Here is a 22,963-nt window from a genome sequence, read left to right on the forward strand (position 1 = left end):
CATCCCGCGTAGGTGTGGGTGGTCCACCGGCCACAGGGCGTCGAGTAGAAAGAGGGCATGAGCAAGTCGGTACCGCGGACCCCCACCCTGGAGGACGTCGCACGGGTGGCTGGCGTGTCCCGCGCGACCGTGTCCCGCGTGATCAACGGCATCCGCAACGTCGACCTGGAGATCCAGGAGACGGTCCGCAAGGCGATCCAGTCCACCGGGTACATCCCGAACCAGGCGGCGCGGTCGCTGGTCACCCGGCGGGCGGGCACCATCGCGTTGGTGATGTCCGGGGCGGGCGTGGCGGGGGAGCAGTTCGCCAAGGAGGCGTTCGCGGACCCGTTCTTCGGCCGGGTGGCGGGCGGGGTGGTCGCGTTCCTGCGGACCCAAGGGGTGCACCCGGTGCTCATGCTCGCCGAGACCCGTAAGGCGCGCGGCGACGTCCTCGACTTCCTGCGGCGGGGCAACGCCGACGGCGCGTTGATGGTCTCGACCCACCCCGAAGACCCACTGCCGGGCATGCTGCTCGAACACAACCTTCCCGTCGTCCTGTTCGCCCGCCCGGCCCGCCCGACCCCCATCAGCTACGTGGACCTGCACCACGACGCCGGTGGTGTGCTGGCAGCCGAGCACCTGGTTGCCCGCGGCTGCCAGAAGATCGCCACCATCTGCGGGCCCCTCGACGTCCCAGCGGCGCAGGACCGCCTCACCGGCTTCCGCGAAACCCTGACGGCGCACGGCCACACCTACATCCCGATCGCCGAAGGCGACTTCACCCAGCAGAGCGGCGAAGCGGCGATGAGCCGCCTCCTCGCAGACCACCCGGACCTCGACGGCGTGTTCGCGGCCAACGACCTGATGGCCCACGGCGCAGTACTGGTCCTGCAAAAAGCCAACCGCCGGGTCCCCGACGACGTAGCCGTGGTCGGCTTCGACGACAGCCCCCCGGCCCTCGCCAGCCGCCCCCGCCTGACCACCGTGCGTCAGCCGGTGGAGGACATGGCAGCGGAAATGGCCCGCCTCCTCCTAGCCCGCATCGAAGACCCGGACCAACCTCCCAGATCAGTGATCTTCGACCCCACCCTCATCCTCCGCGAATCCGCATAACCGCCACCCGGACGGGACACCGCAGCCGCGCGGTGGACCCGCACGCGGGCGGCTCACCTGAATCGGAAGCCAAAGCCGCCCACCACAGTCACCGCAGCGCACCACACCCCTGTGGACAACCCCTCTTCAAATGATCTTGCCGAGCCAAAAGTGTCGGTCCCCCTCGGTACGCTGGATTTCGGGGGGCCGGAGGCAAGCGAGCGGCAGCGCTCACCACCGCCGCGCTGACAACAGCGCCTGACCGGCTACCCACGTCCGCAACGCGTACGGCAGCCGGGCATCCCGCCCCACCGCAGGTCCTCACAGCCCGGCTGGCGAACCCACATTCCGGCGGCCAGGTCGCCGCTGGTGCGCAAATCTTCGCTCCCGCTCGCACATGGTCGTCTAGGCGGCTACGCCTGTCGCCCCGGTTGAGAACCGTCACTTGGCGCGCAGACCGCTGCCCGGCTGCCGAACCACTGCTCCTGCGCGCGGAGGGGCAACGCCGCTCGCATTGTCGCCTCGGCTGTCATGCCAGTCGCCCGGCTGGCGAACCCAGACCGCCACCCGGCGGCGAATCAGACCGCCACCCGGCTGACGAACCAGCACTCTCGCGTGCGAGCGGGCCACCGCTACTCCCGCACCGTCGCCTCGGCAACTCACCTACTCCCGGCTGGCCGATGGCCCCTTCGGTTGGCGGAAGCCACTCCCGGCTGACAGACCGCCCCTTCCACCACCAAGCCGTCATCCGGCCAACAAACCGCCGTTGCTCAACAGGCCGCCGTCCTCAACAGGCCGCCGTCGCTCAACAGGCCGCCCTAGCCCAACCGCCGTCGCCCAACGAACCGCGTCCCGCCAGCCGAAACGGTCGCCCGCCAAGCACCTCGCCGCCTAGCAGACCACCACCTGGTTGCGGCCGTCATCCTTGGCCCGGTACAGCGCGCGATCCGCAGCCACCAGCAGGCCCTCGACCCCCGCCCCCGCCTCCTCGAAAGTCGCCACCCCGATCGACACCGACAGCCCCTTGATCGTGGCCGAGCCGTCGGTTGTGGGCGCGGGGACCTCGAGGCCGGCGACCTTCTCGCGGATCCGTTCGGCGACCGCGACGGAGTGTTCCTCGTGGGTCCCGGGCAGCAATACCACGAACTCCTCGCCGCCGAATCGGCCGACCGGGTCATAGGTGCGTACTTCCGCGCTAATTGTGTCCGCGACGGCTTTCAGGGCCACGTCGCCGGCCACGTGTCCGTGCCTGCGGTTGATCAGGCTGAAGTGATCGAGGTCGATCATGAGAATGCCGCCGCGGCGCGCCCGGGTCAGTTCACTGGCCGCCCTGTTGTGCCATTCCGCGCTGGTCAGCAAACCGGTCTTCTGGTCCTTGGTGACCAGTTCCTCCAGTTGCCGCATCAGCAGGCACCGGTGCAACACGACGACCGGCAACACCATCAACACGGCCAGCGTGGGACTCGTGGACAAAACGACCGCGGTCACCCCGCCCAGGCAAAGTGTCGCGAGTTCCAGGATGTTGTCCGCCCACGATCCGGTTAGCGGGAGCAGCGGCTCGTCGGGGTGGTGCAGCCGGACCCCGATCATCACCAGTGCGCTGTTGACGAATGTGTAAGCGGCCCCGGCCAGAACGATCACCGGCAGGTGCGCGTCGGTCATCGCGGACACGCCCAGCCAGTCCAGCACCGGCCGGACGGCCAAGCAGGACAACACGATCGTGGTGGTGGAGAACACTTTCCGGTATGCCGGGCGGCCGCGCTCCGGCCGCCACACCCGCACCCACAGGTGCCCGTAGATGGTCAACGCCAGAATCACCGCGAGCAACGGCGGTAACAGCAGCGCCCCGGCGAACAACCACACCGACGTCATATTCACGTGCCACGCGTTCGCGAGCCGGGAACGGATCTTCTCCACCCGCATCGACAGTTCCGCCTGCGCCACTCCGGTGGCCGACAACAGGCCGAACCAGATCCACTCCTGACCGCTCACCGAACACCACGTGGTGGCCAGGACTATCGCAATTGCGGCGATCTCCGTGCCGACGTAGTAAGGCAGCACTCCTTTCGGCGCATCGAGCAATGCCAACCGGCCCGGCCGAATTCGAACTCCTCCCCGCATGCCATCCCCCTTTGTTCCCCCAATTGGCATGTACGCGCGTGACGACAATATTACTCACTGTGCGCGCTGGTGGGTGGCCATCCGGTCACAGTTCGGCTCAATCCACACCATCTCCTGATCGGCCTTACACTCGCGGGTGTGATCGGGGCTGACGGAACGCGCGGCGGGCAGTTCGCGCACCCCGCCCTGTTCTATCGCGACGACACCGAGTACCTGGCCACCACGATCCCGTTCATCACCAACGGTCTCGACGCCGGCGAACCGGTCGCCGCCGCGGTCCCGCCCCGCCAGCTCAAGCTGCTGCGAACCGAACTGGGCGGCGCCGCCGAACACGTGCGCTTCTTCGACATGGCGGTGGACGGCCGCAACCCCGGCCGGATCATCCCCAACGTGCTGCACGCGTTCGCCGACGAGCACCGCACGAGCCGGGTCCGGATCATCGGCGAGCCGCTCTGGGACGGCCGGACCGAGATCGAATACCCGGCGTGTGTCCAGCACGAGGCGCTGGTCAACCTCGCCTTCGCCGAGCGGGACGTCACCATCATGTGCCCGTACGACTCGGCGACCCTCACGCCGCACGCCATCGCGGACGCCGCGGCGACCCACTCGGTGCTGATCGACGCGAACGGAACCCGCGACAGCGTGGACTTCGCGCCGGAGCGGATCGCCGCGACCTACAACCGCCCGCTGCCGGCGCCCGAGGACGCTGTCCCGCAACCGTTCGAGTACCGCACGCTGTCGCACATGCGGCGGTTCCTGCGGCGCCAGGCGGAAAGCCTCGGGGTCGATCCGGGCCGGCTCGACGACGTCGTCCTCGCGGTCACCGAGCTGGCCACGAACACCGTCGAACACGGCCCCGGCTCGGGCGTGCTGCACGTCTGGACGGACGGTGACGACTTCGTCTGCCAGGTCAGCGACACCGGCCAGATCTTCAACCCGCTGGTCGGCCGGATCCCGGCGACGCCCGAACAGATCCGCGGCCGGGGCGTGCTGCTGGTCAACTACCTGGCCGATCTCGTGCGGATGTACACCGGACCGGACGGGACCACGTTCCGGACCTACTTCATCCGCTGAGCGAACCGGGCGGGAATGCCGCAGGCTTAAGGAGTTGCGTCTCTGCGGCTCGAAGGAGTGTTGCCCGTGCGGCCATGGCCCGGTTCCCCGTACCCGCTCGGCGCCGGTTACGACGGCGTCGGCACCAACTTCGCCCTGTTCTCCATGGTCGCCGAGTTCGTCGAGCTGTGCCTGTTCGACGATGAGGGCACCGAGACCCGCATCCGGCTGCCCGAGGTGGACGGGTTCGTCCACCACGGCTACCTGCCCGGTGTCGGTCCGGGACAGCGTTACGGCTACCGCGTCCACGGGCCGGACGACGTCGGCCGAGGGGAGCGGTGCAACCCGAACAAGCTGCTGATCGACCCGTACGCGAAGGCGATCACCGGTGAGGTGGACTGGGACGAGTCGCTGTTCGGCTACCGGTTCGAGAACCCGGACGAGCGCAACGACGGCGACTCCGCCGGGCACGTGCCGTTGGGCGTGGTGATCAACCCGTACTTCGACTGGATGAACGACCGGCCGCCGCACACGCCCTACAACGAGTCGGTCATCTACGAGGCGCACGTGCGCGGCCTGACCATGCAGCACCCCGAGATCCCGCCGGAGCTGCGCGGCACCTACGCGGCCCTCGCGCACCCCGTCATGATCGACCATTTCACCCAACTGGGCGTCACCGCGGTCGAGCTGATGCCGGTGCACCAGTTCATCAGCGACCACGGCCTGATCCAGCAGGGCCTGCGCAACTACTGGGGCTACAACACGATCGGGTACTTCGCGCCCCAGGCCTCGTACGCCGCCAACACGTCGGTGGACAACCAGGTGCACGAGTTCAAGGGCATGGTCCGGGCGCTGCACGCGGCGGACATCGAGGTCATCCTGGACGTGGTCTACAACCACACCGCGGAGGGCAACCACCTCGGCCCGACGCTGTCCATGCGCGGTATCGACAACCAGGCCTACTACCGGCTGGTCGACGACAACCCGCAGTACTACATGGACTACACGGGCACCGGGAACTCGCTGAACGTCCGCGACCCGCACACCCTGCAGCTCATCATGGACTCGTTGCGGTACTGGGTGACCGAGATGCACGTCGACGGGTTCCGGTTCGACCTCGCCGCGACCCTGGCGCGCGAGTTCTACGACGTGGATCGGCTGAGCGCGTTCTTCGACATCGTCCAGCAGGACCCGGTGGTCAGCCAGGTCAAGCTGATCGCCGAGCCGTGGGACGTCGGCCCCGGCGGCTACCAGGTCGGCAACTTCCCTCCACTGTGGACCGAGTGGAACGGTCAGTACCGCGACACCGTCCGCGATTTCTGGCGCGGCGAACCGTCGACGCTGGGGGAGTTCGCCTCGCGCATCACGGGTTCGTCCGACCTGTACCAGGACGACGGGCGGCGGCCGTTCGCGTCGATCAACTTCGTCACCGCGCACGACGGGTTCACGCTGAACGACCTGGTGTCGTACAACGACAAGCACAACGAAGCCAACGGCGAGGACAACCGCGACGGCGCCAACGACAACCGTTCGTGGAACTGCGGGGTCGAAGGCCCGACCGACGACCCCGAGATCACCGCCCTGCGCACCCGGCAGCAACGCAACATGCTGGCCACCTTGCTGCTGTCTCAAGGCGTGCCGATGATCCTGCACGGTGACGAGCTGGGCCGGACCCAGCACGGCAACAACAACGCGTACTGTCAGGACAACGAACTGTCCTGGGTGGACTGGGAGCTCTCGCATTCGGGGCTGCAGCGGTTCGTCGCCGAACTGACCGAGTTCCGGCGTGTGCATCCGGTGTTCCGGCGGCGGCGGTTCTTCGCCGGGCGGCCGATCCGCAGCGGCGACCAGCTGCGGGACATCGCCTGGTTCACCCCGGCGGGCCGGGAGATGACCGAACAGGACTGGGAGGCCGATTTCGGCCGGTGCATCCTGGTGTTCCTGAACGGGCAAGGCATCCCGGACCTCGACTCGCGCGGTGAACGGGTCGTCGACGACTCGTTCCTGATGTGCTTCAACGCCCACTACGAGACGATCGAGGCCACCCTGCCCGGCAACGACTACGGCTCGAAATGGGCCGTGGTCGTCGACACCACCACCGGCAAAGTCACCCGTGACCCGTCAGACGAGGTGAAGGAGACCCTGGCCATGCCCGCGCGCTCGCTGATCGTGGTGCAGCGCATGGACCACGCATAGGCTCGCTGAGCCGGCCGATGGGTCACAGCAGGGTACGGACCAGCAGGAACGCGTTCAGCGCGCAGATCACGGCCGCGGCCACACCACCGGCCACGGTCGTGATCCGCCGGTTGGCCAGCGGTCCCATGAGTGTGCGATCCCTGGTCAGCGCCACCAGCGGGATCAGCGCGAACGGGATGCCGAACGACAGCACGACCTGGCTGATCACCAGAGCCTGGGTGGGTTCCACGCCGATCGCGAGGACGGCGAGCGCGGGCGCCATGGTGATCAACCGCCGCAGCAGCAACGGGATGCGCCGGCGCAGGAACCCCGCCATCACGATCTGGCCCGCGTAGGTGCCCACACTGGACGCGGCGAGCCCGGACGCCAGCAATGCCAACGCGAACGCGGCCGCGGCACCTGTCCCGAGCGTGGCGCCGAGGCTGCTGTGCATGTCCGTCAACGATTGCGCGGGCTGTGGCGTGCCGTGGAACGCCCCGGCGGCCACGAGCAACATCGAGACGTTCACGATTCCCGCGACGCCCAACGCGATGCCGATGTCCGCCTTGGTGCCCCGTAAGGCCGTGCGCGGGTCGTGGGGTGTGCGCACCAGGGCCGAGTGCAGGTAGATCACGTGCGGCATGACCGTGGCGCCCAGCATGCCGGTGGCCAGCAGCACGCTGTCCGGTCCGGCGAAACCGGGCAGCAGGCCGCTCGCCGCCCCGGTCAACGGGCCGAGATGCCAGGCCTGATAGGCGAAACCGGCCAGCACGATCGCCAGCATCCCGCCGATCACGGTCTCGAACCGCTTGCGGCGCAACGGTGCCAGCAGCAGGATCGCGAACGAGACCACCGCGGTGATCCCGGTGGCCGGCAGCAGCGGGACCCCGAACAGCAGGTTCAGCGCGACCGCGCCGCCGACGAACTCGGCCAGGTCGGTCGCCATGGTGACCAGCTCTGCCTGGACCCACAACAGCAGCGTCACCGGCCGGGAGTACCGCTCGCGGCACAACTCGGGCAAGGTACGGCCGGTGGCGATGCCCAGTTTCGCGGACAGGTACTGGATCATCATCGCCACCAGGCAGGCCGCCACGATCACCCACAGCAGGCGGTAGCCGTAGGCGGCCCCACCGGCCATGTTCGTCGCGAAGTTGCCCGGGTCGACGTAGGCGACGGCGACCACGAACGCGGGTCCCAGCATCGCGGTGACCCGAGGCCGGCCCGGCCTCGTCTCCAGTGCCGCGACGGATGCCATCGAACCTCCAGGGGAACAAGCGGAGTCACCGCCGGGCGGGCCGGCGGTGACTCCGGGCGGATCAGGTGAGCTTCTTGATGGCGTTTTCGATCATGCCGAGGTTCTCGGGGCTGGTGGCGTACAGCAGCGGGTCCGGTTTGGGCGCGGTCCCCTTCTCGCCCAGCGCCTCGGGCTTCATCAGGTATTCGAACTCGTGCATGCCGTCCGGGGCGGTCCCGTTCGCCCATCGCCCCTCGGCGCCGTGCGCGCCGTCGGACAGGTGCCAGATCGATCCGGCGTGCTGCTGGTGCTCCTCGTCGAACAGGGCACTGGGCACCACCGGGCCCTCCAGGCCGTCCTCCTGGAGCTCCTCGATGGCGGCCAGCCACATGTTCTGGTGCACCGTGTCGCGGGCGAGGTTGAACTTCAGCATGTCCCGCACGCCCGGGTCGTCGGTCATGTTGTACAGCCGCGCGGTCTGCAGCCTGCCCTGTGCTTCGGCGGCCACGTTCACCCGGAAGTCGGCCATCAGGTTGCCGCTGGCCACGATGTAGCGGCCGTTCCACGGCACCCCGTTGCTGTCCGACAGGGTGGCCCCGCCGCCGCTGACGATGGCCTGCTGCGGGTCCATCCCGCCGATCACGGCGGCCAGCACCGGGTCCTTGTCCACCATCTCGGCGGTGGTCTCCGAGGGCGCGCCTTCCAGCAGCCGCGCCACCATGGTGGACAGCATCTCGACGTGGCCGATCTCCTCGGTGGCCACGTCCATGATGAGGTCCTTGTACTTACCCTCCATCCGGCAGTTCCAACCCTGGAACAGGTACTGCATGGTCACGGTCATCTCGCCCCACGCGCCGCCGATCAGCTCCTGGAGCTTGCGGGCGTAGTGCGCATCCGGCCGGGCCGGCTTCGATTCGAACTGCAGCCGGCTGGTGTGGAAGAACATCTGGCGACTCCTTTCTGGCCACCACAAGGTAGGAACGGCGTGTCACCTCGTGACGTGGTGCGCGGCACCGCCCCGTCACGGCCGCGTCAACGCCGCAGGCCGGGCGCGTGAGAAAAATCTGGCCGCGACGTTGCAATCGCGGCTGGCCGGGAATCCCGAAGTACCGCGGAAAGGCACACCGACGGAGGCGCACATCCATGGCCAGCAACGAGATAGCGGTCGACCTGCAGCTGCTCGGCACGTTCCGGCTGCGGGCCGGAGGTGTGCCGCTGCGCATCGTTCCGGCCTCCCAACGGTTGCTGGCCTTCCTTGCCCTGCTGGAACACCCCGTGCCCCGCCAGGCAGTCGCCGCGGCGTTGTGGCCGCGGGCCACCGTGGCGCGTGCGGCGTCCTGCCTGCGCTCCACGCTGTGGCGCCTGGTCACACCCCCACACCAGCTGGTCACCGCCGACACCGAGGTGCTGACGGTGGCGCCATCCGTGCGGGTCGACGTCGTGCAGGTGCGCCACTTCGCCACCGGCATCGCCCACCACCACGCCGGCACCGCGCCGGAACCCGGGGTGCTCGCCGCGCTGACCATGGACCTGTTGCCCGGCTGGGAGGAGAGCTGGGTGCAGACCGAACGCGACTGGTTCCGCCAGCTCCGCCTGCGCACCCTCGAGACACTGAGCGAACGCTTCCGCCTCAACGGCGACCACCTCCGCGCCCACGAGGCCGCGCTCGCCGCTGTCCACGGCGACCCACTCCGCGAAAGCGCACACCGCCGGCTGATCGAACTGCACCTGGCCGACGGCAACCCCGCGGAGGCCGTGCGCCAGTTCCGCAGCTACCGGGACCTGCTCCGCACCGAGCTGGGCCTGGTTCCCTCGCCGGAGATCCATCGATTGGTACAGGTAGCGACCTCAGCCGGTCGTTGAGCAGGGCGTGTGGCTTGTCTGAAGTGAACTTTGCTTGGCTCCTTTCGTAGGGGCATCGGTTTGTTTTGAGGTGGATGAGGTCGGTCGTTGAGCGGATCGAGCGGGCGCACCTCTGCCGAACTAGGCGTGGTTGCGTTCGCGCGGAGGCCATGGATTGGGGGCGGTGAGGTCGCTGAGCGGGTTACGCGGGCCCGCGCATGACGAACTTGCCTGACTCCATCCGCGAGGGGCATCGGTTGGTTCGGGTGGTGCTGTCAGTCGGTGGTCGAGTGGGGCTGCCGTGCCGACGGTGCCGAACTTGGTTTGGCTTCGTTCGGAGGGACGGGTGGTTGGTTCGGGTGGTGACGTCGGTTGGTGGTTGAGCGGATCGGGTGGGCTTGATTGTGCGGAACTGGGCGTGGCTCTGTTCGCACGAGGTCATTGGTTGGTTCGGGTGGCGATGCCGGTCGGTGGTTGAGCGGATCGCGCGGGGCTCGCCTGTGTCGAGCTGGGGAGGCTGTGTTCGTATGGGGGATTGACTGGTTCAGGTGGCGATGTCGGTCGGTGCGTGAGCGGATCGGGCGGGCTTGCGTGTGCGTAACTGGGCCTGGCTGTGTTCGTATGGGGGCATTGGCTGGTCCGGGTGGCGATGTCGGTCGGTGCGTGAGCGGATCGGGCGGGCTTGCGTGTGCGTAACTGGGCCTGGCTGTGTTCGTATGGGGGCATTGGCTGGTTCGGGCGGCGATGTCGGTAGGTGGTTGAGGGGATCGGCTGGTGGTTGAGAGGACTGGGTGGGCTTGTCTGTGCGGAGCTGGGTGTGCCTCTGTCCGTACGGGGGCATTGGTCGGTTGGGGTGGCGATGTCGGCCGCCTGGATGGTTGCGCGGCTTGTCTGCGCGGAACCCGGCGTGGCTCCGTTCGTGTGGAGGCCATTGATATCGGTCGTTGAGCGGTGTTGTGGGGCTTGGCTGCGGAGCCGGGCGGGACTTCGTTCGCGCGGAGGTCGTCGGTTTGTCAGGTGAGCCGTTGCTGAGTTGCGCGGGCTGTTCGGTGCCGGATCGGGTCTGGTCTCGTCGCTGGAGATCCATCGGTTTGGGTGGCGGTCGGTCAGCCGTTGGCCGAGTTCGTGGGCCTGTGTGGTGCTCGATGGGATCTGGTCTTGTGGGTGGCGATCCATTGGCTGGGTGGGGGATCGGTCAGTCGTTGAGCGAGGTTGCCGGGATGTGTCCGTGCCGAACTGGGCCTGGCTCCAAAGAGCAGGGCACAACTGGGTTATCGATGTCGGGCGGGCTGGGTTGTCGCTGTCGGGCGGTCGGTGAGTGGGTCGCGGGAACAGCAGCTGTGCCGAGCTGCGCTGGTTCTGCTGCCCGTGGTCCGCCCGCTGGTGTGGGTGTTGATCCCCGGCTAGCCGCTGGCGAGGGCCAAGCCGCCGCTGATCTCGTCCGCGGCGGCGCGGACGCGGTCGATGAGGCTCGGCTCGTCCTCGGTGGTGACCCGGGCGGCGACGGCGGCGACGCTGATGGCGGCCACGACCTCGCCGCCCTCGTCGCGGATGGGTGCGGCAATGCCGTACACGTCCGGGTCGAGTTCGGCGCGGGAGGACGCGTAGCCGTCCCGCCGGATCTGCTCGAGGCGTTCCATCAGGGCGTCCACGTCGGTCACTGTCGCGGGGGTGAACCGGTCGAGCGGCCGGGCGGACAGGACCGCACGCGCCTCCTGGGGGTCGTCCCAGGCCAGCAGCGCCAGCGCGGAGGCACCGGCGTTGATCGGCAGGGTGCTGCCCCGCTCGTAGGAGATGCGAACCCGGTGGGCCTGCGATTCCACGCGGTCCAGGCACACCACCAGGTCACCGACCCGGCGGGTGAGCAGCACCGTCTCGTGCACGTACTCCGCGAGCGCGCTCATCACCGGCGATGCGACCTCTGACAGCCCATAGGACTTGCGCGCCACCCGGGCCAGTTCCAGGATCCGCAGCCCCAGCCGGAACCCGCCGCCGGGAGCCTCCTCCAGGAAGTGCCCGGCCACCAGGCTCTGCAGGTAGCGGTAGGCGGTGGACTTGGCCACGCCGAGCCTGCTCGCGACCTCCAGGCCGGAGATCACCGGCATCGAGTCGTCGAACATGGCCAGGATGTCCAGTGCTCGGTCGGCGGTCGAGTTCCGTTCGCGATACGCCGATTCACGTCCAGCCATAGGCAACATTATGCGTATGTCACGTGGACCGCCTTCGTCTCGGTGAAGGACACGAGCTCCTCGAGGCATTCCTCCCGGCCCAGACCGGACGACTTGACCCCGCCGAACGGCGTGCCGACGTAGTGCACTGACGACCCGTTCACCCATACGTAGCCCGCTTCCAACGCGGCGGCGACCCGGTGCGCACGGCGCAGATCGTTGGTCCAGACCGACGCTGTCAACCCGTACTCGACCGAGTTGGCGATCCGCACGGCCTCCTGCTCGTCGCGGAACGACAGCACCGACACGATCGGGCCGAACACCTCCTCCCGGGCGATCCGCATCTCCGGCGTGACATCGGTGAACACGGTCGGCTCCACGCACAAGGCCTGGCCGGGGACCACGGATCCACCCGACGCCAGGGTGGCGCCGTCCTCGCGGGCGATGCTGATGTATCCGGTGACCTTGTCGAACTGCGCCTGCGACACGAGCGTGCCGACGTCGGTGCTTTCGTCGAACGGGTCGCCGAGTTTGAGCCCGCGCAGGATCGCGCCGATCTCGGCGACGGTCGCGTCCTTGATGTCCTCGTGCACGAGTAACCGGGTGGTCGACCCGCAGGACTGGCCGGCCCAGGTGAAGTTCATGCCCTCCACCACCGACTTGGCCACCGCGGCCGGGTCGGCGTCCGGGAACGCCACCATCGCGTTCTTGCCGCCCAGTTCCAGGGTGACCTGCTTGACCGCAACCTCCGCGGCCGCTTTCTGGATCGCCAGCCCGGCCCGGGCACTGCCGATGAACGCGATCCGCCGCACCCCCGGGTGCCGCACGATCGCCTCGCCGGTCGCCGGTCCCTGCCCGGTCAGAATCGACAACACACCGTCGGGCAGCAGATCGGCCACCAGCTCACCGAGCCGCAGCGCGGACAACGGCGTCTGGTGCGGTGGCTTGAGCAGCACACAGTTCCCGGCGACCAGCGGAGCGGCGATCTTGCCCGCGGCGAACATGATCGGGTGGTTGTACGGGATGATCCGCGCGACCACGCCGATCGGCTGATGGGTGGTGTAGTGCAGGGCGTTCGCGGAGATCGGGACGGTCTCCCCGGTCAGCCCGCGGGCCAGGTCGGCGAAGTACTCCAGCATCTCCGCGCCGCGCAGCACATCCGCCTGCGACAGCCGGATGATGTTGCCACCGTCCACTGTGTCCAGTGCGCCGAGCTCGGCCGCGTTGGCGCGCAGCCGGGCGCCGATCTCCCGGACGATCGCGGCGCGCTCGGTGATCGGCGTCGCCGCCCAGGCCGGGAAGCCCGCGGCCGCGGCGGACACGGCGGCGTCCACCTCGGCCGGCCCGGCGTCCGGCACCCGCGCGATCACCTCCCCGCTGACCGGGGATGTGTTGTCGTAGAACGAGTTCGCCTCGACCAGCCGGCCGCCGACGAGCAGGCGCCAGTCGTGTGCGCGGGTCTGCGCGGTGATCTCGGTGATGTCAGGCACCGTGTTCAACTCCTTAGCCGGGTCAGGTAGTTCCAGCCCGCTTCGATCTGGGACGGCGGCCAGCATTCGGCCATCTTGGTGGTGATCTCCTCGGCGTCGGACCAGCGTTTCGGTCCGCCCGCGGCGATCGCGGTGAGCTGGGCGCGGCAGGCCCGGTCGAGCAGTACCGCGTACATCACGGCGTGTGCGACATCCGGCCCGGCCACGACCAGTCCGTGTTGGGGGATCAGGCATCCGCGCGCGTCACCGAGCGTCTCGGCCAGCGCCGCGCCGAGCTCGTCCGTCCGGATCAACGCTCCCGTCCGGGTGAACCGCGGCACGTCGGGATCGGCGAACGGCACACCGTCGTGGTTGATCGCCCGCAGCGGCACCTCCAGCGAGGCGAACGCAGTGGCGGCCATGGCATGGGTGTGGATCGTGCAGTCCACATCGGACCGTGCGGCCATGATGCCGGTGTGGATCGGGTACTCGATGTGTCGTTTCCCGTCGCCGGCAAGCACTTCGCCGTCCCAGGACACCAGCAGCACACGCTGCGCCTCGATCTCCTCGAAGCCCCAGCCGGCCGCCTTCATCCAGACGCCGCGTCCCTCCGGATCGCGGACGGCCACGTGGCCCCACACCATGTCGGCCTGCCCGGCCGACGCGAGGGCGTGGTGCGCCCGGACCACGCCCGCGATGATCTCCTTCATACCAACGCCTCCTGCCGACGTTCCGCGAGAACGAGCACCGAGACGACCACGGCCGCGCACAGCGCGGTGGTGGCGAACGTGTAGAACACCGCGCGCGGGCCGAGGCCGGCGGACAGCACCCAGCCGCCCAGTGCCGGTGCGAGCACCGCGCCGGATCGTCCCATGCCGTTCGCCCACCCGATCGCAGTCCCGCGCAGCCGCACCGGATACGAGTCGGCGACCGACGAGATCACCATGTTCAGCGCGGAGTGCGCGCCCGCGCCGATCAGGGCGATCAACACCAGCAGTAAGAGCGTGCTGCTGGTACCGAGTGCCACACCGAAGATCCCGGCCGCCGTCAGCAAAGCGCACAGCACAGCCATCGGTCGCGCGCCCCAACGCCGTGCGGCAGCGGCGAACGCGAACGACGCGGCCACCGCCGCGATGTTGAGCGTCATGGAGAACTGCAGCGCGGACGTCAGCGGGTAGCGCAGCTCGCGCATCAGCGTGGTCAGCCAGGTGTTCATCCCGTACCAGGTCAGCAGGTTGAGCACGGACGCGAGGCAGAACAGCACCGAGATCAGCACGAATCTGCGGCCGAACAGCTCCGCGAGCCGGGTGCGTTGCGCGCGGGCGCCGTCGAACTGGTCCGACTCCGGCAGCCGGGTCACCGCGACCAGCAGGATGAGCACCGAGATCGCCCCGCCGATCAGGAACATCGGCCGCCACCCGTACGCGGGCAGCACCGCCAGCCCGAGCAGGGACGCGCTCGTTCCCCCCAACGGCACGCCCGCCATCAAGATCGTGACTGTCAGTGGTGTCCTACCTTCGGGTGAATATTCCTTCGCGAGTGCCAGTGCCGACGGGATCACCGCACCCATGCCCAGCCCGGCCAGCAACCGGAAAAGCCCGAGCTGCCAAGGGGATTGGGCCAGTGCGCAGGCGAACGTCCACACCGTGAACATCCCGATCGAGGCGAGCACAATGGACCGGCGGCCGTAGCTGTCGGTCAGCCGGCCGCCCAGCAGCCCGCCGACGAGCATGCCGACGTAGACCAGGCTGCCCAGCTCGCCCGCCCCGGCGGCGGTCAGGCCCCAGCCCGGTTCGGTCAGCAGCCTCGGCAGCAGCGCGCCGTAGACGATCAGGTCGTAACCCTCGGCGACCACGACGGTCGCGCACAGGGCCACCACTGCCCACGAACTGGTTGTCCGGTTCGGCATCGGGACTCCTCGACTGTGACGTGCCCCCTGACGCCGTCGACCATAGAGTCCTGAAATTCAAAACGCAAGTCCTTGTATTCAGGACTGCGGCACGGTAGCTTCGAATCGCCAGCGGAGTGCGATCGGAGGAGGTCCCGTGCGAGTACGGCAGTTCGACGTCGCTGTGGCCGGGGCCGGCCCGGTCGGGATGACCGCGGCCGCGCTCCTGGTCCGGCTGGGCCTGGAAGTGGTCGTGGTGGAACGGAACGCGACCACCAGCGACGCCCCCAAGGCGATCAGCGTCGACGACGAGGCGCTGCGCGTGTACCAGTGGGCGGGCCTGGGGGAGCGGGTGCTGGGCATCATCGTCCCGGGCACGGGCACGCGGTACTACGACGCCGCGGGGCGGCCGGTGTTCCAGGCGCGGGCGGCGCGGCCCTACCGCTTCGGGTATCCGTTCAAGAACCCGTTCGCGCAGCCCGATCTCGAGCGCGAGCTGATGGCGCACCTGCGTGAGGTCGCGACCGTGCGGATGGGTACCGAACTGCTCGGGTTCACCCAGGACGCCGGCGGTGTGGAGCTGAAATGCGGTGACGGGTCCCTGCTGCGGGCCCGCTATCTGCTCGGTTGCGACGGCGGCCGGTCGACCGTGCGCGAGCATCTGGGCGTCGGGATGACCGGGCGCAGTCACCAGGACGTGTGGCTGGTCGCGGACGTGCTGGACGACCCGCACGACGAGCGCTACGGCATGCACCACGGCGACCCGGCGCGGCCGCATGTGGTCGTGCCCGGGCGCGATGGCCGGTGCCGCTACGAGTTCCTGCTGCACCCCGGCGAGGGTGCGGCTGGTGTGCCGCCGTCGTTCTCACTGGTCCGGTCGCTGCTGGCGCCGTTCCGGCCGATCGAGCCTGGCCAGGTCGAACGCGCGGTGAACTACCGGTTCAACGCCGTCGTGGCCAACGAATGGCGCAAGGACAAGACGTTCCTGCTCGGCGACGCGGCGCACATGATGCCGCCGTTCGCCGGCCAGGGCCTCAACTCCGGCATCCGGGACGCGGGCAACCTCGCCTGGAAGATCGCCGACGTGCTGGCCGGACGGCTCGACGAGTCCGCTTTGGACAGCTACGAGACCGAGCGCAGGCCGCATGCCGAGGCGACCGTCCGGTTGTCGGAGAAGCTCGGCCGCGTCGTGATGACCACCAACGCCGCCTTCGCCGCCCGCCGCGACCGGCTGATCGACCGGGCGCTGGGCACCCCGGCCGGGCGCGGCTATCTGGAGGAGATGCGTTACCGGCCGCCGCAGCACTACCGCAGCGGTCTGGTGACCGATGGCGGCGGCGCTGTTGTCGGCCAGCCAAGGGTTTTCGACACCGGGCAGCACCGGACGACGATGTTCGACGACGCGGTCGGCGAGGGCTGGGCGCTGCTCGGCGTCGACGTCGAGCTCGCGGACTACCCGGCAGCCACCGCGCTCACCCAATCCTTGTCGCCGTCAGTCGTGCACGTCGCGACGGAGGACCGGTTACCCGCCCGGGCCGGCCGGGCGTTCGTGGACGTCGACGGCGGGCTGGACACCGAGTTCGCCGGCTACCGCGGCAGGTTCGTCCTGCTGCGCCCGGACCGTTTCGTGGCCGCCTCCTGGCGGCCCGGCGATTCCCCCGACCTGTTCTGGACTGCTGAACGAAAGGCGCTGTCATGAGCAAACCCGTCCGTGTCGTGCTGCCGGAGCCGGGAGCGGCCGGTTCCCTGCGGCAGACCGCCGTGTCGCACATCGGTTTCCGCGTGCCGAACGTACCCGCCGCCGTCGAGTTCTACGCGACCGTGCTCGGCCTGGTCGTCCAGCAGGACCTGCCGGACGGCGGCGCCCGGCTGGGCTGGGGGACCGGGCACCACGTGCTCGACCTGCTGCCCGGACCGGCCGCGCTGGACCACTTCGGTTTCGAGGTGCGTGATCCCGGCGGTGTGGACGCCATCGCCGCCCGGCTGGAGCAGGTCACCGAGCTGGATGAGTCCTACGTGGACTATGCGATCGGCAAGGCCAGCGGCATCAGCACCACTGATCCCGACGGCAACACCGTGCACTTCCACAACGCGGTCTACCGCCAGGGCGAGAACGCGGCCGACACCGGCCGCCGGCCGATCAAGTACCAGCACGTCACGCTGGCCACCGCGGATGTGGCCCGGATGGCGGAGTTCTACGTCGGCACGGCCGGGTTCCGGATCTCCGACCAGCTGGCCGACGGCGGGTTCGCCTGGCTGCGCAGCAACCGCGACCACCACACCCTGGCGATCGTCGGCAGCGGTCGGACGGGCCTGGACCATTACTCCTACGACCTGGCCGAATGGGAGGACTTCAAGGCCTGGTGCGACCGGCTGACCGACATCGGCGTGGATGTGGCATGGGGCCCTGGCAGGCACGGCCCGGGCAACAACCTGTTCGTGTTCTTCGACGACCCGGCCGGCAACCACATCGAGCTGTCCGCGGAGATGGAGAAGTTCCACGACGACCGCGTCGAGTACGTGCCCCGCCGGTGGGAGCCGCAACCCAGGAGCGTGAACCTGTGGGGCGGTCAGCTGCCCCAGTGGCGCAAGACCTCGGAAGGAAACTGATGCCGTACGCGAGCTACGTCCACGCCGGGCAGAACCGGGTCGGCCGGGTGGACGGCGAATGGCTGATCCCGTTGTCCTGGCTGACCGAACTCGGCCGCGACACCACGATCGAGGCGCTCGCCGCCGCCCAGGAGATCCCCGGTGACGCGGTGCGTGTCAGTGACGTTCACCTGCGGCCGGTGATCCCGCAGCCGGACAAGATCGTGTGTGTGGGCCTGAACTACCACGCGCACGTCGGCGAGACCGGGCGTGAGCTGCCCACGTATCCAGTGCTGTTCACCAAGTTCGCGAGCAGCCTGATCGGCCCCAGTGACGACATCCTGCTGCCGCCGGAGTCCACTCAGGTCGACTACGAGGCCGAGTTGGCCGTGGTGATCGGCAGGACGGGGCGGCGGATCCCGTACGAAAAGGCCTACGACCACGTCTTGGGCTATACCGTCGCCAACGACATCACCATGCGCGACTACCAATACAAGACGCACCAATGGTTAGCGGGCAAGGCGTGGGACCACTCCACCCCGCTCGGTCCGTACCTGGTGCTGCCCAACGAGGTCGACCTGTCGGCGGCCGAGGTTCGGACCGTGCTCGGCGAGGAGGTGCTGCAGTCCTCGGACACCTCGCACCTGATCTTCGACATCCCGACGCTGATCGCGGCTGTCTCGGAGTTCACGACGCTGTTACCCGGCGACGTGATCCTCACCGGGACCCCCGGCGGGGTCGGATTCCGCCGGGAGCCCCAGCTGTTCCTGCGGGACGGCGACGAGATCACCGTCGAGGTCGCGGGAGTGGGCCGGTTGACCAACCGCGTGCGCGCCGAAACCGTCACAGCCGGATAGGTTCCGGCACAGTGCTAGCGGTGCGTGAAGGCCTTCATGGTCTTGGTGTACTGCCACGGCGCCTGTTGCACACCGGAGCAGTCCTCCTGGTGCTGACCGGGGCACTTGCCGTTGTCACGGGCCAATGCCCAGAACGACAGCTGGCCGACGCCCTTGAGCCAGCCCCAGATGGTCAGCTTGATCGCGTTGGTCTCGGTGAACACCTCCGGCGGCCCGGTCTCGCCGTTCGACCCGTAGTCGTCCAGCCCGACCATCTCGGTGATACCGACCATGTTCCACAACTGAGCGGAGGTCTTGGCCGGATACAGCCCGCGCAGAGTGTCCACTGTGGCCTGAGCGGCCGTGCGGGCGTCCTCGAACATGTCATGCTGCTTGTCGTCGTAGTAGTCGAAGGTCATGATGTTGACCATCCGGACCTCGGCGCCGTTGGCGATGGCGTTGCGCAGGATGGTCACGCCCGGGCTGATCACGCCGGTCGTGGGCGAGGTGCCCAACGTGTACACGAATTCAACAATTCGGCCGTTGGCCGCGGCCCACTCCTGGGTCTTGCGGATCGCCTTGTTGCGCCGGTCGATCCCGGCCGCGTTGTCCAGCGAGGCGCCTTCGACGTCCAGGTCGATCCGGCTGATGTCGTAGGTGGTGACCAGCTTCTGGAAGCCGGCCGCGATGGCATCGACATCCGTGCAGCTGTCGGCCAGATCGAGGCCGAGCTCACCGGCGTAGGCGCCGCCCAGCGCCGGGATGATGTCGCCGCCCATGGCCTTGATCCGGGTGATCCCGGCACCGTAGGACGACTCCGCTACCGGGGTCTGCGGCACGCCGTTCCAGTACGGCTCGCATTCACCAGGCTTGTTGGTGTGCAAGAAGCCCATGGTGAGGTAGCGCGCGCCCGACGCGGCAGCGAGCTCGCCCGGATCGTCGGGCAGGTAGGCCTGGAAGTACGGCGCGAACACGTGGGCCGGGATGGTCCGCGCGTGAGCCGGACCGGCGTCGGCAGTTCCCGCGAGGGTGGTCGCGGCGAGCACCGCCGTCACCGCGCACGACAGAACCCTGGAGAGTCTCATGACCGCCATGCTTGTCGATCATGGCCGCGCGTTTCCACCGCCGCGCCCATGTTTACCCTGCGGGGCAAGGATTTCCGGGAGTTGAGGGCACTGGTGTCCCGGCTGGTGGGCAAGTTGTGACACAACCACGACATTCCGAGCATCGGATGCCGACACTCGGCGGCCACAGTTCCAGGGGTGAGGTACTCCTGCCTGGTCCCGTTCGTCGCTGCGGCCCTGACCGCCTGCTCACCCGCCTACGGCGAGCAGGACGGCAGCATCCCGGAGGGCGAGACCATCAGCCCGTTCGACGCGAACCACCCCGCCATCGCCAACCTCGACCCGCAACTGCGTGCCGCCGTCCAGCAGGCCGCCACGGACGCTCGCGACCGGGTCGAGTTCCGCGTTACCTCCGGCTGGCGCAGCAAGACCTACCAGCAACACCTCCTCGACGAGGCCGTCGACCGCTACGGCAGCCTCGACAGAGCCCGGAGGTTCGTCGCCACCCCCGACACCTCCCGCCACGTCCTCGGCCAAGCCATCGACATCGGCCCCACCAAAGCCGACGACTGGCTGATCCAGCACGGCGCCAAGTACGGCCTCTGCCAGGCTTACAACAACGAGATGTGGCACTTCGAGCTTCTCACCACCCCCGGCGGCCAATGCCCGCCCTACCGCCGGGACGGCGACTAGACCGGTGCCCAGCTGAACCAGATCCAGACTCCTCCCGGGCCAGGGCCGCCCCCTCCGCCCTCCCGGGACTTCCCCGCAATGTCCGGCCGCACGGGCCGGGTGAGCTGGCCGGCCGCGGAGATGAGCACGCCGAACCCGAACGTCTCGCCGCCCGCCGTGCCGCCCGTCCACCTCGCCGCCGAGTCGTCGAACACCGCGCTGGTGACCTCGGTGCCGAATCCGGCTGGCAGGCCACGCCCGTCGCACTCGTCCCGCGTGGCCTGCCGACGGCTCGTCGGCACGGTCCTCGCCCCGGCGTGACCGTCGGAAACGTCGGCGAGTCGTTCTGCCGGAACTCCTGCTGGCCCCTGTCGCGGGATCCGCCGTCGGCCGATGGCGCCGTGCGCGTCGGTGCAGTGACAGCGGGATCTTTTCCCGCCCAGGCTGGCTGCGGTTGATGTATCAATCTGGGTTGATGTATTGTCGCCCGGTGTCGGTGAGCAAGGGTTCCGAGCTGCCGCCGCCGTTCCTGCGGCTGGCGGGGGATCCGGTGCGCTGGCGGTTGCTGCGGGAGCTGGCTCAGAGTGACCGCAGGGTGCGGGAGCTGGTCGAGGCGGTGGGGGAGCCGCAGAATCTGGTGTCCTACCACTTGGGGAAGCTCCGCGGGGCCGGGTTGGTGGGGACGCGGCGCAGCAGTTTCGATGGGCGGGATACCTACTACCGGCTGGATCTTGAGCGTTGCGCCGAGGCGCTCGCTGACGCCGGTGCCGCGTTGCATCCAGGGCTTCGTGCCGATCCCAGGCCGATGCCGGCAGCTCCGCGGAGAGTGTTGTTCCTGTGCACGGGGAACAGTGGACGATCGCCGATGGCCGAAGCTTTGCTGCGGCACCGGGTCGGCCCGCGGGTCGAGGTGTCCAGTGCGGGCAGTCAGCCCAAGCCGTTGAACCCCAACGCTGTTCAGGTGATGGCCGGCTATGGCATCACCCTCCGGCACGAGCCGGCACATTTGGATTCCGTCAGCCACAAGCGTTTTCACCTGGTGATCACCTTGTGCGACCGGGTTCGGGAGGTGTGCCCGCCGTTCCCGCGCATGATCCATTGGAGTGTGGCCGATCCCGGTGACCTGGAGGCATTTCAGCGCACCGCGGTGGAACTGGACACGCGGATCCGGTTCCTGCAACCCACTCTGGCCGATCTCAAGGACTGACCATGACTACAGAACTCGTCAGCGTGCGGTATCTGGTCGACGACGTCGAGGCCGCCATCGACTTCTACACCACGCACCTCGGCTTCGAGGTGCACACGAACTTCCCTCCGGCGTTCGCCGATGTGACCCGCGGCGGCCTGCGGCTGCTGCTCAGCGGACCGGCCAGTTCGGCGGGTCGGCCGATGCCCGACGGCACCAGGCCCGGACCGGGCGGCTGGAACCGGATTCACCTGATCGTGTCCGACATCGAGGCGGAGGTCGCCCGGTTGCGCGACGCCGGGATCCAGTTCCGCAGCGACATCGTCACTGGACCGGGCGGAAAGCAGATCGTGTTCGACGATCCGTCCGGCAACCCGGTCGAGCTCTTCCAGCCGGCCGCCCGGTGAACCCACCCGCGGACACCGCCGTGGCGCCGCGACTGTGGACAGTGCTGCGGGAGTGGGGACGGATCGGCTGCATCGGGTTCGGTGGCCCGCCAACGCACATCGCCCTGCTGCGAGCGTTGTGCGTGGAACGCCGGAAATGGCTTTCCGAGCGGGAGTTCGAGGACGCGATCGCCGCGTGCAACCTGCTACCCGGCCCGGCTTCGACCCAGCTCGCCATCTTCTGCGCCTGGCGGGTCCGCGGCCGTGGCGGCGCACTGGTCGGTGGCGCTGCGTTCATCCTGCCCGGCTTGGTGGTCATTCTCGCTCTGGCCGCATTGTTCCTGGGCAACCCGCCGATGTGGGTCCGCGGCGCGGGAGCCGGTGCGGGCGCTGCGGTGGCGGCCGTGGCCTTGCACGCGGGGACCGGCCTCGTCCGTCCCAGTTGGCGTGCCGCGGGAGGCCGCATCCGTTGGGGCATCTACCTTGCCGCCGGGATTGCGGCCGCGGCGACGCTCGGGCCGTGGCTGGTTCTCGTCCTGCTTGCCTGCGGCTGCGTCGAACTCGCCATCCGCTATCCCCGGCAGGCCATGCTGGCGCTCCCGCTCAAGTCGCTGGCCGTCGGCGGGGGTGCGTTGCTGTCGGTGGCGTGGGTGGCGTTGAAGGTCGGCGCGCTGTCCTACGGCGGCGGGTTCGTGATCATTCCGTTGATGCGCGGGGACGCCGTGGACCGCTACCACTGGATGACCGGCGGCGAGTTCCTCAACGCGGTCGCACTGGGTCAGATCACCCCAGGTCCAGTCGTGCAGACCGTGGCTGTGGTCGGTTACGCCGCTGCGGGTCTGGTGGGCGGCATTCTGGCCTCAGTGGTCGCTTTCAGTCCGTCCTTCGCGTTCATCCTGATTGGTGCCAAGCATTTCGACCGGTTGCGCGGCAACCGCCACGTTCGCGCGTTCCTCGACGGCGCCGGACCCGCGGCGATCGGCGCGATCTTCGGTTCGGCCATCCCGCTGACATTGAGCCTTGGCAAGCCCTGGCAGTTCGCCGTTCTGGCTGGAGCGGCCATCCTGCTGCTGGTGCTGAGGCGAGGCGTCGTGCTGACTCTCCTGGCCGCCGGCGCGGCGGGCGTCGTGCTTGCCCTCAGCGGCGCCGCGATCCCGCTCTGAACCAGGTTTTCGCTGGTCAGAGGTGGGCTCCCGGAATTGTCGG

The 22,963-nt window shown here is 68.8% G+C and carries 20 protein-coding genes; 11 read left to right on the forward strand and 9 right to left on the reverse strand.

Going from position 1 to position 22,963, the window contains the following annotated elements; all coding sequences use genetic code 11:
* Positions 1-57 precede the first annotated feature (57 nt).
* Complete coding sequence (locus tag AB0J95_RS09170; RefSeq protein WP_364754561.1) at positions 58-1,095, forward strand: LacI family DNA-binding transcriptional regulator; 1,038 nt, start codon at positions 58-60, stop codon at positions 1,093-1,095.
* An 870-nt stretch (positions 1,096-1,965) separates the two neighbouring features.
* Here AB0J95_RS09170 and AB0J95_RS09175 read toward each other — a convergent pair.
* The gene (locus AB0J95_RS09175) at positions 1,966-3,195 is read right to left on the reverse strand and encodes a GGDEF domain-containing protein (RefSeq protein WP_364754564.1); all 1,230 of its coding nucleotides are present in this window, start codon (positions 3,193-3,195) and stop codon (positions 1,966-1,968) included.
* A 138-nt stretch (positions 3,196-3,333) separates the two neighbouring features.
* Here AB0J95_RS09175 and AB0J95_RS09180 point away from each other — a divergent pair, with 138 nt between their 5' ends.
* Together AB0J95_RS09180 and glgX are read left to right on the forward strand one after the other, a co-directional pair.
* The gene (locus tag AB0J95_RS09180) at positions 3,334-4,269 is read left to right on the forward strand and encodes a sensor histidine kinase (protein ID WP_364754567.1); all 936 of its coding nucleotides are present in this window, start codon (positions 3,334-3,336) and stop codon (positions 4,267-4,269) included.
* A gap of 66 nt (positions 4,270-4,335) precedes the next feature.
* Positions 4,336-6,444 (forward strand): glycogen debranching protein GlgX, encoded by a 2,109-nt coding sequence (gene glgX / locus AB0J95_RS09185; RefSeq protein ID WP_364754569.1) that lies wholly within the window; start codon positions 4,336-4,338, stop codon positions 6,442-6,444.
* Positions 6,445-6,466: 22 nt separating this feature from the next.
* Here glgX and AB0J95_RS09190 read toward each other — a convergent pair whose 3' ends face one another.
* Together AB0J95_RS09190 and AB0J95_RS09195 are read right to left on the reverse strand one after the other, a co-directional pair.
* Positions 6,467-7,678 carry an Nramp family divalent metal transporter gene (locus tag AB0J95_RS09190; protein ID WP_364754572.1) on the reverse strand — a complete coding sequence of 404 codons (1,212 nt, stop codon included), beginning with the start codon at positions 7,676-7,678 and terminating at the stop codon, positions 6,467-6,469.
* 61 nt (positions 7,679-7,739) lie between these two features.
* Complete coding sequence (locus AB0J95_RS09195; protein WP_364754574.1) at positions 7,740-8,603, reverse strand: manganese catalase family protein; 864 nt, start codon at positions 8,601-8,603, stop codon at positions 7,740-7,742.
* Between the two features lie 197 nt (positions 8,604-8,800).
* On the opposite strand from AB0J95_RS09195, the gene AB0J95_RS09200 reads away from it, so the two are divergent.
* Positions 8,801-9,520, forward strand: coding sequence for a BTAD domain-containing putative transcriptional regulator (locus AB0J95_RS09200; RefSeq protein ID WP_364754577.1), 720 nt, complete (start codon positions 8,801-8,803; stop codon positions 9,518-9,520).
* Between the two features lie 1,382 nt (positions 9,521-10,902).
* On the opposite strand, the gene AB0J95_RS09205 is transcribed toward AB0J95_RS09200, so the two are convergent.
* From AB0J95_RS09205 to AB0J95_RS09220, 4 genes are read right to left on the reverse strand one after another with little or no spacing between them, the layout of a single operon-like run.
* A complete protein-coding gene (locus tag AB0J95_RS09205; RefSeq protein WP_364754579.1) occupies positions 10,903-11,688 on the reverse strand; it encodes an IclR family transcriptional regulator in 786 nt (261 codons plus the stop codon).
* Between the two features lie 8 nt (positions 11,689-11,696).
* A complete protein-coding gene (locus AB0J95_RS09210) occupies positions 11,697-13,157 on the reverse strand; it encodes an aldehyde dehydrogenase family protein (protein WP_364754582.1) in 1,461 nt (486 codons plus the stop codon).
* Positions 13,158-13,162: 5 nt separating this feature from the next.
* Positions 13,163-13,846: a class II aldolase/adducin family protein gene (locus tag AB0J95_RS09215; RefSeq protein WP_364754585.1), complete on the reverse strand. Its 684-nt coding sequence runs from the start codon at positions 13,844-13,846 to the stop codon at positions 13,163-13,165.
* A complete protein-coding gene (locus tag AB0J95_RS09220; RefSeq protein WP_364754588.1) occupies positions 13,843-15,045 on the reverse strand; it encodes an MFS transporter in 1,203 nt (400 codons plus the stop codon). Before AB0J95_RS09220 ends, AB0J95_RS09215 begins: the two co-directional genes overlap by 4 nt.
* Positions 15,046-15,181: 136 nt before the next feature.
* Here AB0J95_RS09220 and AB0J95_RS09225 point away from each other — a divergent pair, with 136 nt between their 5' ends.
* From AB0J95_RS09225 to AB0J95_RS09235, 3 genes are read left to right on the forward strand one after another with little or no spacing between them, the layout of a single operon-like run.
* Positions 15,182-16,723, forward strand: a complete 1,542-nt coding sequence (locus tag AB0J95_RS09225) for an FAD-dependent monooxygenase (protein WP_364754590.1) — start codon at positions 15,182-15,184, stop codon at positions 16,721-16,723.
* A complete protein-coding gene (locus AB0J95_RS09230) occupies positions 16,720-17,634 on the forward strand; it encodes a VOC family protein (protein WP_364754593.1) in 915 nt (304 codons plus the stop codon). Before AB0J95_RS09225 ends, AB0J95_RS09230 begins: the two co-directional genes overlap by 4 nt.
* On the forward strand, positions 17,634-18,470 hold the full coding sequence (locus tag AB0J95_RS09235; RefSeq protein WP_364754596.1) for a fumarylacetoacetate hydrolase family protein: 837 nt from the start codon (positions 17,634-17,636) through the stop codon (positions 18,468-18,470). The genes AB0J95_RS09230 and AB0J95_RS09235 overlap by 1 nt, the downstream gene beginning before the upstream one ends.
* A 14-nt stretch (positions 18,471-18,484) precedes the next feature.
* Here the strand turns inward: AB0J95_RS09235 and AB0J95_RS09240 are convergent, their stop codons facing one another.
* Positions 18,485-19,534, reverse strand: coding sequence for a hypothetical protein (locus AB0J95_RS09240; protein ID WP_364754598.1), 1,050 nt, complete (start codon positions 19,532-19,534; stop codon positions 18,485-18,487).
* Between the two features lie 177 nt (positions 19,535-19,711).
* Between AB0J95_RS09240 and AB0J95_RS09245 the strand changes: the two genes are divergently transcribed.
* On the forward strand, positions 19,712-20,206 hold the full coding sequence (locus tag AB0J95_RS09245) for a M15 family metallopeptidase (RefSeq protein ID WP_364754601.1): 495 nt from the start codon (positions 19,712-19,714) through the stop codon (positions 20,204-20,206).
* On the opposite strand, the gene AB0J95_RS09250 is transcribed toward AB0J95_RS09245, so the two are convergent.
* Positions 20,203-20,487 carry a hypothetical protein gene (locus AB0J95_RS09250; protein ID WP_364754604.1) on the reverse strand — a complete coding sequence of 95 codons (285 nt, stop codon included), beginning with the start codon at positions 20,485-20,487 and terminating at the stop codon, positions 20,203-20,205. The genes AB0J95_RS09245 and AB0J95_RS09250 overlap by 4 nt on opposite strands.
* A 188-nt stretch (positions 20,488-20,675) precedes the next feature.
* Here AB0J95_RS09250 and AB0J95_RS09255 point away from each other — a divergent pair, with 188 nt between their 5' ends.
* Genes AB0J95_RS09255 through chrA form a run of 3 tightly spaced genes read left to right on the forward strand, consistent with a single transcriptional unit; the run spans position 20,676 to position 22,920 of the window.
* Positions 20,676-21,392, forward strand: coding sequence for an ArsR family transcriptional regulator (locus AB0J95_RS09255; RefSeq protein ID WP_364754607.1), 717 nt, complete (start codon positions 20,676-20,678; stop codon positions 21,390-21,392).
* 2 nt (positions 21,393-21,394) lie between these two features.
* Positions 21,395-21,778, forward strand: coding sequence for a VOC family protein (locus tag AB0J95_RS09260; RefSeq protein WP_364754610.1), 384 nt, complete (start codon positions 21,395-21,397; stop codon positions 21,776-21,778).
* 20 nt (positions 21,779-21,798) lie between these two features.
* Entirely contained in the window at positions 21,799-22,920 is a 1,122-nt protein-coding gene (gene chrA / locus AB0J95_RS09265) for a chromate efflux transporter (protein ID WP_364754613.1), read from the forward strand.
* Positions 22,921-22,963: the final 43 nt, after the last annotated feature.

The sequence above is a fragment of the Actinocrispum sp. NPDC049592 genome, from assembly GCF_040675465.1.
GTDB lineage: Bacteria > Actinomycetota > Actinomycetes > Mycobacteriales > Pseudonocardiaceae > Kibdelosporangium.